The organism is Bartonella phoceensis, from assembly GCF_902825145.1.
Classification (GTDB): Bacteria; Pseudomonadota; Alphaproteobacteria; order Rhizobiales; family Rhizobiaceae; genus Bartonella; species Bartonella phoceensis.
Genome location: NZ_CADEAD010000002.1, coordinates 219,457 through 234,092 on the forward strand (window position 1 = coordinate 219,457; position 14,636 = coordinate 234,092).

The 14,636-nt window shown below is 35.8% G+C and carries 13 protein-coding genes and 1 pseudogene; 6 read left to right on the plus strand and 8 right to left on the minus strand.

The window, feature by feature from the left end; genetic code table 11:
* Positions 1-32: 32 nt before the first annotated feature.
* Positions 33-1,298 (minus strand): transcription termination factor Rho, encoded by a 1,266-nt coding sequence (rho, locus tag J7R07_RS03195; RefSeq protein WP_208435500.1) that lies wholly within the window; start codon positions 1,296-1,298, stop codon positions 33-35.
* A 637-nt stretch (positions 1,299-1,935) separates the two neighbouring features.
* On the opposite strand from rho, the gene J7R07_RS03200 reads away from it, so the two are divergent.
* From J7R07_RS03200 to polA, 6 genes are all read left to right on the plus strand, one after another.
* Positions 1,936-2,757: a pyruvate, water dikinase regulatory protein gene (locus J7R07_RS03200; protein ID WP_425489178.1), complete on the plus strand. Its 822-nt coding sequence runs from the start codon at positions 1,936-1,938 to the stop codon at positions 2,755-2,757.
* 12 nt (positions 2,758-2,769) lie between these two features.
* A complete protein-coding gene (locus tag J7R07_RS03205) occupies positions 2,770-3,366 on the plus strand; it encodes a Maf family nucleotide pyrophosphatase (RefSeq protein ID WP_208435501.1) in 597 nt (198 codons plus the stop codon).
* On the plus strand, positions 3,359-4,240 hold the full coding sequence (locus J7R07_RS03210; protein ID WP_208435502.1) for a shikimate dehydrogenase: 882 nt from the start codon (positions 3,359-3,361) through the stop codon (positions 4,238-4,240). The genes J7R07_RS03205 and J7R07_RS03210 overlap by 8 nt, the downstream gene beginning before the upstream one ends.
* Positions 4,237-4,824 (plus strand): dephospho-CoA kinase, encoded by a 588-nt coding sequence (gene coaE / locus J7R07_RS03215; RefSeq protein WP_208435503.1) that lies wholly within the window; start codon positions 4,237-4,239, stop codon positions 4,822-4,824. The genes J7R07_RS03210 and coaE overlap by 4 nt, the downstream gene beginning before the upstream one ends.
* 4 nt (positions 4,825-4,828) lie before the next feature.
* Complete coding sequence (gene dnaQ, locus J7R07_RS03220; protein ID WP_208435504.1) at positions 4,829-5,536, plus strand: DNA polymerase III subunit epsilon; 708 nt, start codon at positions 4,829-4,831, stop codon at positions 5,534-5,536.
* Between the two features lie 340 nt (positions 5,537-5,876).
* Complete coding sequence (gene polA / locus J7R07_RS03225) at positions 5,877-8,783, plus strand: DNA polymerase I (protein ID WP_208435639.1); 2,907 nt, start codon at positions 5,877-5,879, stop codon at positions 8,781-8,783.
* On the opposite strand, the gene J7R07_RS03230 is transcribed toward polA, so the two are convergent.
* The 7 genes and pseudogenes from J7R07_RS03230 to ihfB form a co-directional block, all read right to left on the minus strand.
* Entirely contained in the window at positions 8,780-9,649 is an 870-nt protein-coding gene (locus J7R07_RS03230) for an endonuclease/exonuclease/phosphatase family protein (RefSeq protein ID WP_208435505.1), read from the minus strand. The two genes, polA and J7R07_RS03230, sit on opposite strands and share 4 nt — an antisense overlap.
* A gap of 116 nt (positions 9,650-9,765) precedes the next feature.
* Positions 9,766-10,539 (minus strand): Bax inhibitor-1/YccA family protein, encoded by a 774-nt coding sequence (locus J7R07_RS03235; RefSeq protein ID WP_208435506.1) that lies wholly within the window; start codon positions 10,537-10,539, stop codon positions 9,766-9,768.
* Between the two features lie 865 nt (positions 10,540-11,404).
* A complete protein-coding gene (gene lspA / locus J7R07_RS03240; protein ID WP_208435507.1) occupies positions 11,405-11,908 on the minus strand; it encodes a signal peptidase II in 504 nt (167 codons plus the stop codon).
* The gene (locus J7R07_RS03245; RefSeq protein ID WP_208435508.1) at positions 11,905-12,753 is read right to left on the minus strand and encodes a TrmH family RNA methyltransferase; all 849 of its coding nucleotides are present in this window, start codon (positions 12,751-12,753) and stop codon (positions 11,905-11,907) included. The genes lspA and J7R07_RS03245 overlap by 4 nt, the downstream gene beginning before the upstream one ends.
* 2 nt (positions 12,754-12,755) lie before the next feature.
* Positions 12,756-13,688 (minus strand): class I SAM-dependent methyltransferase, encoded by a 933-nt coding sequence (locus tag J7R07_RS03250; RefSeq protein WP_208435509.1) that lies wholly within the window; start codon positions 13,686-13,688, stop codon positions 12,756-12,758.
* Positions 13,689-13,853: 165 nt separating this feature from the next.
* Positions 13,854-14,170 (minus strand): annotated as a pseudogene (locus tag J7R07_RS03255) (DUF1049 domain-containing protein).
* Between the two features lie 8 nt (positions 14,171-14,178).
* On the minus strand, positions 14,179-14,457 hold the full coding sequence (gene ihfB / locus J7R07_RS03260) for an integration host factor subunit beta (protein WP_035009128.1): 279 nt from the start codon (positions 14,455-14,457) through the stop codon (positions 14,179-14,181).
* Between the last annotated feature and the right edge of the window lie 179 nt (positions 14,458-14,636).

Genomic DNA, 14,636 nt, shown 5'->3' on the forward strand with positions numbered 1-14,636 from the left:
GGATGTATCCTAATCAAAAAAACTTAATATTTCTATGTATTCATTGAATCAAAGAATTCACTGTTATTTTTCGTCTGTTTTAACTTATCAATCAAAAATTCAATAGCATCTGTTACATTCATAGGTGCTAAAATACGACGAAGTACAAAAATTTTATGTAAGTCTTGCCGTGCTACTAGAAGTTCTTCCTTACGCGTTCCTGACTTCAAAATATCCATAGCAGGAAAAATACGTTTATCAGCAACTTTACGATCAAGAACAATTTCTGAATTACCTGTTCCTTTAAATTCTTCAAAAATAACTTCATCCATACGGCTGCCGGTATCAATCAAAGCCGTTGCAATAATTGTTAAAGAACCACCTTCTTCAATGTTGCGAGCTGCACCAAAGAAACGTTTAGGGCGCTGCAAAGCATTTGCATCTACACCACCTGTTAAAACCTTACCTGATGAAGGAACGACTGTATTATACGCACGACCCAAACGTGTGATAGAATCAAGAAGAATAACAACATCACGCCCATATTCAACGAGGCGTTTTGCTTTTTCAATAACCATCTCAGCTACCTGTACATGACGTATAGCTGGTTCATCAAAAGTAGAAGAAACAACCTCTCCTTTTACAGAACGTTGCATGTCAGTGACTTCTTCTGGTCGTTCATCAATTAAGAGAACAATAAGATAACATTCAGGATGATTAGTCGTAATAGAATGTGCAATATTTTGAAGTAAAACCGTTTTTCCTGTACGAGGAGGAGCTACAATTAATCCTCTTTGCCCTTTTCCCAATGGAGATATCAAGTCAATCACTCGTGATGACATATCCTTTTCTGTAGGATCTTGTATTTCCATTTGAAAGCGTTCATTTGAATAAAGAGGAGTAAGGTTATCAAAGTGAATTTTATAGCGAATTTTCTCAGGATCTTCAAAATTAATTGTATTAATTTTGAGAAGGGCGAAATAACGTTCTCCTTCTTTTGGACTACGTATAGGACCTTCAACGGTATCACCTGTTTTTAAAGAAAAAGATTGAATCTGCGCAGGCGAAAGATAAATATCATCAGGTCCTGGAAGGTAATTAGCATCGGCAGATCGTAAAAATCCAAATCCATCTTGTAAAACTTCAACAACTCCCTCACCGATAATTTCCACATCTTGCAAGGCAAGTTTTTTCAAAATAGCAAACATTAACTCCTGTTTGCGCATTAAAGAAGCATTTTCAACTTCTAATGTTTCAGCAAAAGAGACAAGTTCAACAGGATTTTTACTTTTAAGTTCTTGTAGTTTCATTTCTTGCATGAAATATGCTCTTTAATATATGGGGGATTGTCCTTGAATTAATTTATAGAAAAATAAAAGAATGGAACATTCTCGTAAAGAAAAAATATTCTACACTCAATTTTTTTAATCTGCAAGCACCATTTATATGAACTATCTTCGTATAATATTTAATTAATTATATGAAAAAATCAATTATGTAAACTTAAACACTAAAAAATGAATAATTTTATAAAACATTTGAATAATATTTAAAGAAAATCACGGAAAATATCATTTTTTATAAAATAAATATAAACTTATTTTAAATATTCTTACTAGATATGAATCTAGTTTATATCATAAATAAATCAATATCTAAAAATATTTTTAAATTAATAAATTTAAAGAGAAAAGGATTATTCTTATTTAAATCTGTGTTTAGTGTGAATTATTTGTTATATTTGACTTATCCTCAATTTTATCCACAAAGGAAAAATAAAAAAAATAAATATAACATTATATTAAAGACATTATCCCCGTTTTTTTCTCATAAAAAGAATTCAATTATCACAACCATTCAATCTGTGCATAATAATCGGGAATTTTTCCTAAATTTTAGTTTTATAAAAATCAACGAGGATATATACACATTTGTTAACAAGGAGTTAAAATTTTTGTGATAAAAAAAAAATTCTTTCATTTGCATATGCTTTCTGATGCAACAGGAGAAACATTAATCTCTGTTGGGAGAGCTGTTGCATCACAGTATACAATGAATCAAGCTATAGAGCATATTTATCCGATGATTCGTAATGAAACACAGCTACAAAGAGCTCTTGATGAAATACAACAGGAGCCGGGTATTGTTCTTTACACAATTATTGATAAAAAAATTAAACTCCTTCTTAAGAAAAGATGTGAGAAAACAAAAGTTCCTTGTATTGACATATTGCATCCTGTTTTGGATGCTTTTCAGTCGTACCTTGGTATACCAACAAATTTACGTGTAAGTGCGCAACATGATCTCAATGCAGATTACTTTCGCCGTATTGAAGCATTAGATTTCACAATAGAACATGATGATGGACAGTCTTCCAATGATTTATCAAATGCAGATGTGATACTTATAGGAATTTCAAGAACCTCTAAAACACCTACTAGTATTTATTTAGCAAATCGCGGAATTAAAACAGCTAATATTCCTCTTATTCCGGGTATTGATCTACCAGAAGCTCTTTTCAAAGCAAAAAATACTTTGATCATTGGTTTAATTGCTTCAGTTGAAAGAATCTCACATATCCGTCAAAATCGCGCATTGGGAGATAGTTTTGCTATTGAAAGTTATACTGACCGTATCAGTATAGCTGAAGAGTTGATTTATACAAAACGCATTTGCGAACGTTTTGGTTGGCCTGTTATTGATGTTACAAGACGCTCTATTGAAGAGACAGCAGCAGCAATATTTGAACTTTTATCGCGATTCGGTGAAGGAAAATAAAAGAAAAATTCCATGGCAGCAAATAAGTTAATACTAGCATCTCTTAGTTTTTATCGTGCACAATTGTTGAAAAAAGCAGGCTTGAGTTTTTTTATTGAAGAAGCATCTTTTGATGAAAGGGAGGCAGAAAAAACAGGAGGAATAAAGGATCCTAAAGAACTCAGTTGTTTTCTTGCAAGTGCAAAGGCAAAAAATGTATCCGATCGTTTTCCTAATGCTTTTGTTATTGGTTGTGATCAAGTACTTGATTTAGAGGGAGAAGTTCTTCATAAAGTCACAAGTAAAAAAGAAGCGCATCAACGTTTATGTGATTTATCAGGAAAAACTCATTTTCTTCATAGTGCGGTAGCTTTATTTCAGAATGGCCAAGAAATTTGGGTAGAAGCTTTTAGTGCAGATATGTCAGTACGTCTTCTCTCATCAGATTTTATTGAACGTTATTTAGTACGTGTAGGAACAGACGTTTTTAACACTGTAGGAGTATACCAAATTGAAGGGGAAGGAATCCATCTTTTTGAAAGAATTGACGGGGATTTTTTTACCATTGTTGGTTTACCTTTATTACCCCTATTGATAAAACTGCGCCATTTGGGGGTTATTGATGATTAATTTAACAATAAAGTGTCAGCAAACAATCTTCCCACGTGCTTTTGTTATTGGCACTCCTATTCACCATTCAAAATCGCCAAAAATTCATAATTTTTGGCTTAAACAATATGATCTACAAGGTGAATATTTGGCACAAGAAGTAACACCTGAAGAATTCAGAGATTTTTTCATATCCATACAAAAAAGAGGTTTTTGTGGAGGTAATGTTACTTTACCTCATAAACAGAAAGCTTTCCATTTGGTGAAATATAAAGATGATGTAGCAACAATAATTGGTGCTGTTAATACGCTTTGGTATGAAGGAAATAAACTTTGTGCCACAAACAGTGATGCCTATGGTTTTAGTGCTAGTCTTGATGATTCTGCTCCTGACTGGGGAGGGGAAACAGCACTTGTTTTTGGTGCGGGCGGTGCTGCACGCGCTGTTCTATATGCCTTAAAAGAACGAGGATTTGAACGTATTTTCTTAGTTAATCGTACAAAACAACATGCAGATAATCTAGCGGAACATTTTGGAAAACCTATTGAGGTCCATGATTGGCATAATATACATGAGATACTTCATCAAGCTGATTTAATTGTTAATACGACTTCTGTAGGTATAACAAATCTGTGTGAGAAAGAGAGTGCTTCTTTTTTTTGTGATTTTCACCAGGCGAAGACAACAGCATTAGTAACAGATGTTGTTTACACGCCATTAATAACGCCCTTTTTACAACAAGCAAAAGCATGTGGTTTAAGAATTGTTGATGGACTTGGTATGCTTTTGCATCAAGCTGTTCCTGGTTTTGAGCGATGGTTTGGAATAAGGCCACAGGTTACAAAGGCGTTACGAAAAGCAATTTTAGAAGATATAGGTGAAGAAAAGGAATGAGAATCATAGGGTTGACGGGATCAATTGCCATGGGAAAATCAACAGTTGCTAATTTTTTTAAACAAGCGGGTATTCCCGTTTTTAGTGCTGATGATATAGTACACAAACTTTATGAAAGTGAGCCAACTTTGTCTCTTATAGTAGGTGCGTTTCCTAATGTTGTCGAGAATGGTAAAGTTAATCGCCTAAAACTTTCTGAAATTTTGCTGAATGATAATGAAAAATTACAGACCTTAGAAGAAATAATTCATCCTTTAGTTCGAAAAAAAGAAAAAGAATTTATTGATATGGCGCGCCGACAAGGAAAAAAATTAGTTGTTCTTGAGATTCCACTTCTTTTTGAAACAAAGAGTGAAAAACGTGTAGACAGTGTGATAGTTGTTTCTGCTCCACGAGCAGTACAAAAAAAACGCGCAATGATTCGCCAAAATATGAATGAAAAAAAATTTTCTTTTATTAGTGCTAGGCAGATGTCTGATGAAAAAAAACGGGAATATGCTGATTTTATTATTGATACAGGAAAAGATTTAGAGAATACACGTCAGCAAGTTTTTGATGTGATAAAAAGCCTATTAAAGAATTAAGGTAATGCGTGAAATTATTTTTGATACGGAAACGACAGGTTTAGATAAAGAGAAAGATCGCATAATTGAAATTGGTTGTGTAGAGATGATTAATCGTTATCTTACAGGACGACGATTTCATGTTTATTTAAACCCGCAAGGCGTTATTATTCCTGATGAAGTTGTAGCAATTCATGGTTTAACCAATGAACGCTTAAAGAATGAAAAGAACTTTGGTGATATTGCTGATGAATTTTTAGAATTTATCGATGGTGCAACAATGATTGCACATAATGCAAGTTTTGATGTTGGTTTTCTTAATGCAGAATTAGGACGAATAAATAAACCACTTATCAGTGTTGATAATATTCTTGATACGCTGGCTATAGCACGGCGTAAATTTCCTATGGGTCCTAATTCTCTTGACATTTTGTGTAAACGTTTTGGAATTGATAATAGTCATCGTATTCTTCACGGTGCTTTACTTGACGCCGAGATTCTTGCTGATGTTTATATTGAACTCATTGGTGGAAAACAAGGCGTACTAGGCTTCAATAACAGGGACAATGTTGATAATAATACCTGGAATGATAAAAGTGGTCTCTACCCAGTTAAACTTCGTCCACAGGCATTACCTTCAAGATTAAGTACGCAAGAAAGAAATATGCATGCTGATTTTATCAATAAAATGGGTGAAAAAGCTCTATGGAACAATTTCAAAATCTCTGAATAGTTTATCTCTCTTTTTCCTGAAAAGATTTTTAAGAATCTGGGAAGAAAAAAATCTTTTAGAATTATTGTTTCCAAAAATATGGTCGTTGTGGGGAGGGGAACACCACAACGACCCTGTCGCTACTAGTACCTCAGCTATCATAGGAGGAGCAAAATGAAAGCTATTATATCCTGTAACAGCAAAGAAAAGCTCTAGGTACTAAACATAGATCATAGCGACTCTATGCTTTATGAAAATAAAAAATGGCTTTTTAGGGGCAGTTTGATAAATTTTTAAATAAGAGTGAAAAAATATATAAAAGCAAATTATTTTTTGAATGAAATGGAGAAATGAAATTGTCATGAAAGCAACAGATCATCTGTTTTTAGTTGATGGATCGGGTTACATTTTTCGTGCTTACTATGCCTTACCACCTTTAAAGCGTAAAAGGGATGGGCTTCCCGTAGGGGCTGTGGCTGGTTTTTGTAATATGTTGTGGAAATTGCTCTGTGATGCGCGTAATACAGCTACTGGCGTTGTTCCAACGCATTTTGCTGTCATTTTTGACTATTCATCCGATACATTTCGAAAACAAATTTATCCACAATATAAAGCAAATCGGGCAACACCTCCTGAAGATCTTATTCCTCAGTTTGCATTAATACGGCAAGCAACAAAGGCTTTTAATTTGCCTTGCATTGAAAAAGAAGGATTTGAGGCAGATGATTTAATTGCTACTTATGCACAATTGGCAACAAATTTTGGAGCAAAGACGACTATTATCTCTTCTGATAAAGATCTTATGCAATTGGTGAATACGCATGTATCCTTGTATGATGGAATGAAAGATAAATATATTGGTATTTCCGAAGTTGTGGAAAAATGGGGTGTTGCACCTGAAAAAATGGTCGATTTGCAAGCTTTGATTGGAGATACGACAGATAATGTACCAGGTATTCCAGGTATTGGTCCTAAGATTGCAGCACAATTATTGGAGCAATTTGGTTCTCTTGATCTTTTGTTGCAGCATGTAACAGAAATTAAGCAGACAAAACGGCGTGAAAATATTCAAGCTTATAGTGAACAAGTAAAAATTTCTCGTGAGCTTGTTCGGCTTAAAACAGATGTGCCTATAGACAATGATTTTGATGATTTTATTTTAGAACCCCAAGATGGACCACGTTTAATTGCTTTTCTTAAAGCTATGGAATTTTCAACACTAACACGCCGTGTGGCAGAGGCAATGGCATGTGATGCAGCGGTTATTGATGCACTTGATATAGATTTTGAATGGCAGAAGCCTGGATATGAGCATGATATTAACATGAAGAAGGTCGATAGCACACTTCCACATGACTTTTCTGAAAATTCTCCACAACGGTTAGCACAAAAACGTATAGATCAAGCACTGGCTCAAAAAATTACAAGAGAAGCTTATACAACGATTCTTGATGAAGAAATTTTGAGAGAATGGTTACGGGAAGCAGAAGAGCAAGGCTTTTTTGCTTTTGATACTGAAACAACATCACTTGACCCATTGCAAGCAAAGCTTGTTGGTTTTTCATTAGCATTACAGCCGAACAAAGCGGCCTATATACCCCTTGAGCATGTTGAAGGGGGAGATGATCTTTTGAGTGGTGGACGCATTGTCGAACAGATTGAGACACAAAAAGCTTTAGCACTTTTAAAGCCGATATTAGAAAATCAAGCAGTTTTAAAAATTGGTCAGAATATAAAATACGATTGGTTAGTGATGAAGCAATACGGCATTGTCATACGCTCTTTTGATGATACCATGCTTTTATCGTATGTTTTAGATGCTGGAACTCTGACACATAATATGGATGATTTATCTAAGCGTTGGCTTGGGCATAAACCGATTGCCTACAAGAATTTAACATATAACGGAAAAAAGATCACTTCTTTTGCAGAGGTAGATTTGGAACAGGCAACTCTTTATGCTGCCGAGGATGCTGATGTAACGCTTCGTTTATGGCAAGTTTTGAAACCGCAGCTTGTAGCTCAGGGGATGACAAAAATTTATGAGCGCCTTGATCGACCACTGATAGAAGTTCTTGCAAGAATGGAAGAACGTGGGATTCTTATTGATAGACAAATTTTATTGCGTCTTTCAGAAGAGTTAGCGCAAGCTGCCTCTGTTCTAGAAGAAGAAATTTATCAGCTAGCTGATAAGAAATTTAATATTGCTTCACCAAAACAGTTAGGTGATATTCTTTTTGGCAAAATAGGATTGCCTGGAGGAACTAAAACCAAGGGAGGACAGTGGTCAACTTCTGCACAAACTTTAGAGGAATTGGCTGCTGAAGGTCATATTTTGCCGCGTAAAATTATTGATTGGCGTCAGCTTGCAAAACTAAAATCTACTTATACAGATGCTCTTCCCTCTTATATTTTACCGAGGACAGGACGTGTACATACAAATTATTCTTTGGCAATAACATCAACAGGGCGGTTGTCATCGTCAGAACCAAACTTACAAAACATTCCAGTGCGGACCGCTGAGGGGCGTAAAATCCGCACAGCTTTTATTGCTCCAAAAGGACATCTACTACTTTCAGCTGATTACAGCCAGATTGAATTACGTATTCTTGCACATATTGCCGACATTACGGCATTAAAAGAAGCTTTTGCTAGGGGTCAGGATATTCATTCTATAACGGCATCACAAATGTTTGGGGTTTCGATAGAGGAGATGGACTCAGATGTACGAAGACGGGCAAAAGCGATTAATTTTGGTATTATTTATGGTATTTCAGCTTTTGGATTAGCCAATCAATTGGGGCTTTCGCGGCAGGAAGCAGGGCATTATATTCAACTTTATTTTGAACGGTTTCCAGGAATTAAAGATTATATGGAAATAACAAAGACCTTTGCGCGACAAAATGGTTATGTAGAGACAATTTTTGGACGTCGTATCCATTATCCAGAAATAAAAACATCTAATGTACAAGTTCGTTCTTTTAATGAAAGGGCTGCCATCAATGCACCCATTCAAGGATCTGCAGCGGATATTGTTCGCCGTGCTATGATTCAAATGGAAGATGCTTTGGAAAGAGAAAAACTGTCAGCAAAAATGTTGCTACAAGTACATGATGAATTAATTTTTGAGGTACCAGAAGACGAAAGTGAAAAAACCATGGCTGTTGTTAAAAAGGTTATGGAAAATGCTGCAATGCCGGTTCTCTCTTTATCGGTACCGCTTGAAGTAAAAGTAATGGTTGCACAAAATTGGGATGAGGCACACTAGCCCTTTTCGTTTACTTTGTTTTTAAGAAGTTTCATAGCATTGGCAAGGTCAAGATACGCTTTGAGAGGCAAATGATCTGAGGCAATACGTGCAAGGGGTGAATGATGCGTTTCGATACTTGTTACTAATTGATGAGGAAAAGCAAAAACTCTATCAAGAGCCAGAAAAGGAAACCGAGAAGGAAAGCTTGGAACAATCCCAAATGTGCTATCGAAATAGGAGGAAAAATTGTTTAAGGATGAGCCTTTTCCCACCCGCCATTCGTTAAAGTCCCCAATAAGGAGAGTCGGCATAAGGGAGCGTTTTTGCAAGAGTGCAAGAAGCATTTTTGTTTGCTGGTTGCGAGAATGGCGTAATAAGCCAAAATGAGCAGCGATAACACGGATAAGACCTGCTTCCATTTCCAACTCTGCAATCACAGCGCCACGCGGTTCAATACCAGGAAGAGTAACTTGTAAAACATCGCATATACGTCCTTTTCGCATAAAAAGAGCATTACCATGCCAACCATGACCATAAGGTGACGTGGGATTCAGAGGTATGCGAGTCAAACCTGTTTCGTTTTTTAACAGTTGAAGATCAATTAAGCCAACGCGTTTACCGAAACGTTTATCGACTTCTTGAAGGGCGAGAATATCGACTTGTAGTTCATTAATAATACGTACAATACGTGCAGGATTAAAAATTTTATCAACACCTACACATTTATGAACATTATAGGAAGCGACAGTAAGATCATAATGATTATTCTGTTTTATTATTTTTGTCCGAGGATCAAAACGGCTGGAAATAGCTTTTAAAAGAGAACTATGGAACTTTTTTTGGATAAATGTGGTAAATTGAGGGAATTTTTTCTTATAAGGCATATTTATCGTTTTTTGAAGTGGATGTGCCAAAAAGGTAAAAAGTAAAGGTTTGTACTAAAAAAGAAACCTTGTTTCTCTCAAGAAACAAGGTTTCTTTTAAGCTATGACTCTTACAATCAGTCACGGTTTGAACCAAGAAACTGTAGCAGAAAGACGAACATATTGATGAAATCAAGATAAAGACTGAGTGCTCCCATGATAACTTTACGACCTCGGGTATCAATACTATCTCCTTCATAATACATTAATTTGATGTTCTGTGTATCGTAAGCTGTTAAACCAGCAAAGATAAACACGCCGATCACAGAGATAGCAAATTGCAAAGCGCTTGATCCAAGAAAAATATTCACAATCATAGAAAACAGCAAACCAATCAAACCTATAAAAAGGAATGAACCTATAGCCGTAAGATCACGCTTTGTTGTATAACCATAAAGCGAAAGAGAACCAAAAGCCGCGGCAGTAATGACAAAGGTTTGTACAATACTTTCTGTCGTATAACGCAAAATGATCGAGGACAATGAAAGCCCAATGAGAGCAGCATAACCAAAAAAGAGACTACGAGCCGCACTAGTACTCAATGTATTAATTCTGAAACTGAGGAAGAATACCGCCACAAGTGGTGCAAACATAACAATGTAGGAGAGTGGCGATGTGTAAAACGTCACCCCGAATGGAGTCAAGTAAACACTTTTACTGATCTGAGCGGCTGCCTGGCCCATATCTGTCGTCGTTGCTAATGATGCAATTACATAAGCAGCAGCGGCCGTAATAAGCAGGCCAACGGCCATTGTATTATAGATGCCCAGCATATAACTGCGTAATCCTTGATCAATTGATGCATCGGCATGGGAAACAGACGCCGAACGTAAATTTTTAAAATCAGCCATAATATAAGTCCTTTAGCATATGTTCCACCAGATGTTGGGATTAAAAAATATCTACACCATATAAAACTGTAAGCTTGCATAAGCTCTACCTTGGCAGATACGAACAACCCCAGGCGCCGCTGGCGGAATTCCAGCATACCTTCCCCTATTATGGAGATTTATTTTAAAATTACAAGAGACTTATCTTGGGAATAAACCTTACAAATTGGTAAGAAAGATGTTTATTGCCGATAAAGTCATTAAGTCTTTTTTATAACATTTTTGCAAGGGAAAAGGTTAAAATTTGCGTTTTGCTTTGTTGCTCATAAATAATGTAATACCGAATCCATTAGGTACTCTTTTCATTTCTAAAGCTATAGATAGCACCAAATCATTATATTTACTTCCTAATATTGCATTTACAAGCTTCAGCAGATGGATATTGTGTTGTTTAAACAGCATTTTCAAGACATATATCAATTCACCTATTGATTTGTTATTGAATGTTTTTGCTGTTTTAGAATAAAGCAGGGTGAAACAGTAAAATTCTACAATATCAAGGAGTCTGAATTCAATAGGAAAAATGGTTATTTGTATTTAAAATCAATGCATTAACTTTATAATTCTAAAATATGTAAAAAAAGATAGAAATGAAATTATAAAAAGAGTTGATGAAAATATTTTAGTATAACAATTATAATCATTAAAGAAGTAACGCGAAAAAATACTGTTTTTCACTTTAAAAGCATAGCTGTAAAGATAACAGAACGGAACATTTTTAACAAAAATATAACGAAAATTCGTAAGAAATGATTTCCAAAATATAATATACGAAAATGTGCATATCTTATCAAAATGCGACTATTTTTAGCGAATAAACAAACTTTCATTCAGAGAGTTTACAATTTGAAGAACGTTTTGTTTTTACAAAAATGTGTAATTCTTCAAGTAGAATAGCAATAACGCCAAGTGTGATAAAAGTGTCTGCAAGATTGAAAATAGCAAAATAAAAAATATCATCAATATGGAAGAGGATATAATCAGTAACATGGTGAAAACGAATACGGTCAATAAGATTACCGATTGCTCCACCGATGATAAGGGTCAGACCAAAGCGCGTTAAAGACTTATTATGTTCAACTTTTTTCCAGAGCCAGAAAAGAAAAACAATAATAACAAATGTAATGGTGATGAGTCCCCAATGAGAAAAGGAGGCAAAAAATGAAAATGCAATACCAGAATTACGCACATGGTAGAGGGAAAGAAAAGGAAGAAGCGGGCTTGCTGTGCCTAAGGGCATAGTGTATCTAATCCAGTATTTAACTGCTTGATCAAGCCCTATTGTAAGCACCAAGCCAAGGAGAAACAAAGGCAGTGATTTACGTATCATATTCTATCCCCACATGTTTCTAGTTTTAAATAAGGACGACGGATTTCATAAAGCATGAGAGCCGTTGCTATCGCTAAATTAAGCGAATCAGCGCGTCCACTTTGTGGAATACGTGCAAGTTTATCACAACGACTCGCAATAATATCTGGTAAACCTTGTTTTTCATTTCCCATAAGGAGTATAATAGGGCCATTTTTAAAATTAATTGTGCGATAATCGGTAGATCCTTTAAGATGGGTGCCAACAACTGTGCCGTTTAAATTTTGAGACCAGTTTAAAAAGGTGCTTTCATCACAGCGGTAAAGTGGTATGGAAAAAATTGATCCCATTGTTGCTCGTACTGTTTCAGGTGAAAAAGGATCTGTTGTTTCGCCAATCAAAATAACACCCTTGGCTCCTACGGCATCAACAGTACGAATAATAGTGCCAAGATTTCCAGGGTCACGTACCCGATCGAGTGCAACATAAACATCTTCGATTTGTCCTGCTATTGTTTCAAGTGGTTGCCATTGTTGTTTAAAGATACCAATAACCGTTTGTGGGTTATCGCGGCGGGTAATGGATTCCATCACCTTTTGTGAAGCTTTAATGACAAAACCGCCATTAGCCACAGTACGTGCTGCAGTGTTTTCAACAGCGGCATTACCAATTGTGCTTTTGGAAAAAATAAGTGTCTGTATTGTCCAGCCAAGATTGAGAGCATCAATTACCAATTTCAATCCTTCTGCCATAAAAAGACCTTCTCGATTACGGTTTTTCTTTTGGCTGAGTGCTCGAAGATCTTTGATAGTGGGATTGCTAAGGGAGGTGATTTCTTTAACCTTACCGGTTTTTTGTATACACATATTCAGGCAACCCAACGGCTAAAAAGAGAAGTAGAAAGGGCTCGTTCAGCAGCTTCTTCACGCAAGATCAATTCTCCTGATTCGACTGTACCGCCAAAATTCATCAATTCATCGCGCATTAAAGCATGAAGCGCATAGAAAGAAGCGCGAATAGAATAAGCTGTAAGTACAATAGAAAGAGGTTTATCAGAAAGAAGTTTACAACAGTTGGTAATCATAGCCGGTAAATGATCGAACAATTGCCAAATTTCTCCATGGGGTCCACGCCCATATGCAGGAGGATCAAGAAGAATCATATCGTAAGTCTTTTTGCGACGCAGTTCACGCTCGACAAATTTTACGGCATCATCGCAAATCCAACGAATAGAGTGATCTGATAATCCTGCTTTTTCTTGATTGGCTTTTGCCCAAGCGATGGCTTTTTTAGAAGCATCAACATGTGTAACATTTGCACCCGCGCGTGCGCCGATCAAAGAAGCAATGCCTGTATAGCCAAAAAGATTGAGCAGTTTAATTGGGCGTTTTTCTTTAATAATTTGTTCTTCCATAAAGCGCCAATGAGCATCTTGTTCAGGAAAGACCCCCACATGACGAAAGGAAGTAAAACGACCTAGAAAAGACAGTCCATTCCAAGCAAGTGGCCAAGTTTCACCAAGTGGTTTTTTGGGAAAATGCCAACGACCAGCCCCCTCTTCATCAAGGTTCCCTGTAAAAATAGCATCAACATTTGTCCATTGCTTTTGTGATAAAGCGGGTTTCCACAGTGCTTGACCTTCTGGTCTAATAATGCGGTAAGCTCCATAACGCTCTAATTTTTGCCCATTACCAGAGTCAATAAGAGCATAATCCCTACTTATACCTGTCTCTAAAATGAGAGGTAACTTTTCCTGCGGATATCTATCATTGCGGTGAGGTTGAAAGCATTGTGCAGGCATGTTTACTATTATAATACAGTATTTTAAAAATTGATATTAAAAAGCTCTTAAATTTCTCACAAGGATGCAAAAGCTTAAAATCAATTAAAGCATGTATAACAAAAAAGAGAAAGGGCTCCCTTAATTCTGTGTTAAAAACAGTTAGAAAATTCCTCTAAAGTACTATTACACCATACTTGTAATTAATGTTTTCAATTTTTCTAACTCAGCTTTGCTTTTTTTGAGAGCTTTTTTGCATTTATGGTATGCAAACCAATTTACTAAACTCCCCACTAAAATACCAAAACCAAAAAAATAAAGAGCCATATAGAAAAAATAAAGAGCCAGATAGAAAAAGAAGCGTTATAAGTAAAATTTTCAGAATTTGTCTGAAAAAGATCAAGAGTTAATGCAACCATTTGACGATTAGCTACGATAAAAGCAACCAAAAGTACTGTAGGAATCAGCCAAATAATTGTTAAAAGGATACGTTTAATTGTCATAAGTTTGCTCATTGATTAAGTCGATCACGCAAATCTTTGCCAGTTTTGAAAAAAGGAATCCATTTTTCTTCAACGACGACGGCTTCACCTGTTCGTGGATTACGGCCGTTACGAGCTGAGCGGCTTTTGACAGAAAAAGCTCCAAAACCGCGAAGCTCAACACGATTACCATTTGCAAGTGCTGTTGAAATTTCCTCAAAAATGGCGTTTACAATATTTTCCACATCGCGTTGAAAAAGATGTGGGTTCTGACGGGCGATAATTTGCACAAGTTCTGATTTAACCAAAATAGCCTCGCTTTCACATAAAAAAATTCTCTATAATTATAATTGCACATTTTATGCACACACACTACAATATATAAACGGGTGAAAACAAAATAAAACTAAGAAAAAACAAATTGCAAGAAACAAAATTTGAAAATACCTCTTATAAGGGGTATACAGATTAAAAAAACACGGAATAT

What these genes read in the sequence shown, in the direction of transcription:
- J7R07_RS03210 (WP_208435502.1), top strand. Translation starts at nt 3,359, where the DNA reads ATGATTAATTTAACAATAAAGTGTCAGCAAACAATCTTCCCACGTGCT.
- dnaQ (WP_208435504.1), top strand. Translation starts at nt 4,829, where the DNA reads ATGCGTGAAATTATTTTTGATACGGAAACGACAGGTTTAGATAAAGAG.
- J7R07_RS03205 (WP_208435501.1), top strand. Translation starts at nt 2,770, where the DNA reads ATGGCAGCAAATAAGTTAATACTAGCATCTCTTAGTTTTTATCGTGCA.
- lspA (WP_208435507.1), bottom strand. Translation starts at nt 11,908, where the DNA reads ATGATACGTAAATCACTGCCTTTGTTTCTCCTTGGCTTGGTGCTTACA.
- coaE (WP_208435503.1), top strand. Translation starts at nt 4,237, where the DNA reads ATGAGAATCATAGGGTTGACGGGATCAATTGCCATGGGAAAATCAACA.
- J7R07_RS03250 (WP_208435509.1), bottom strand. Translation starts at nt 13,688, where the DNA reads ATGCCTGCACAATGCTTTCAACCTCACCGCAATGATAGATATCCGCAG.
- J7R07_RS03230 (WP_208435505.1), bottom strand. Translation starts at nt 9,649, where the DNA reads ATGCCTTATAAGAAAAAATTCCCTCAATTTACCACATTTATCCAAAAA.
- polA (WP_208435639.1), top strand. Translation starts at nt 5,877, where the DNA reads ATGAAAGCAACAGATCATCTGTTTTTAGTTGATGGATCGGGTTACATT.
- J7R07_RS03235 (WP_208435506.1), bottom strand. Translation starts at nt 10,539, where the DNA reads ATGGCTGATTTTAAAAATTTACGTTCGGCGTCTGTTTCCCATGCCGAT.
- rho (WP_208435500.1), bottom strand. Translation starts at nt 1,298, where the DNA reads ATGCAAGAAATGAAACTACAAGAACTTAAAAGTAAAAATCCTGTTGAA.
- J7R07_RS03245 (WP_208435508.1), bottom strand. Translation starts at nt 12,753, where the DNA reads ATGTGTATACAAAAAACCGGTAAGGTTAAAGAAATCACCTCCCTTAGC.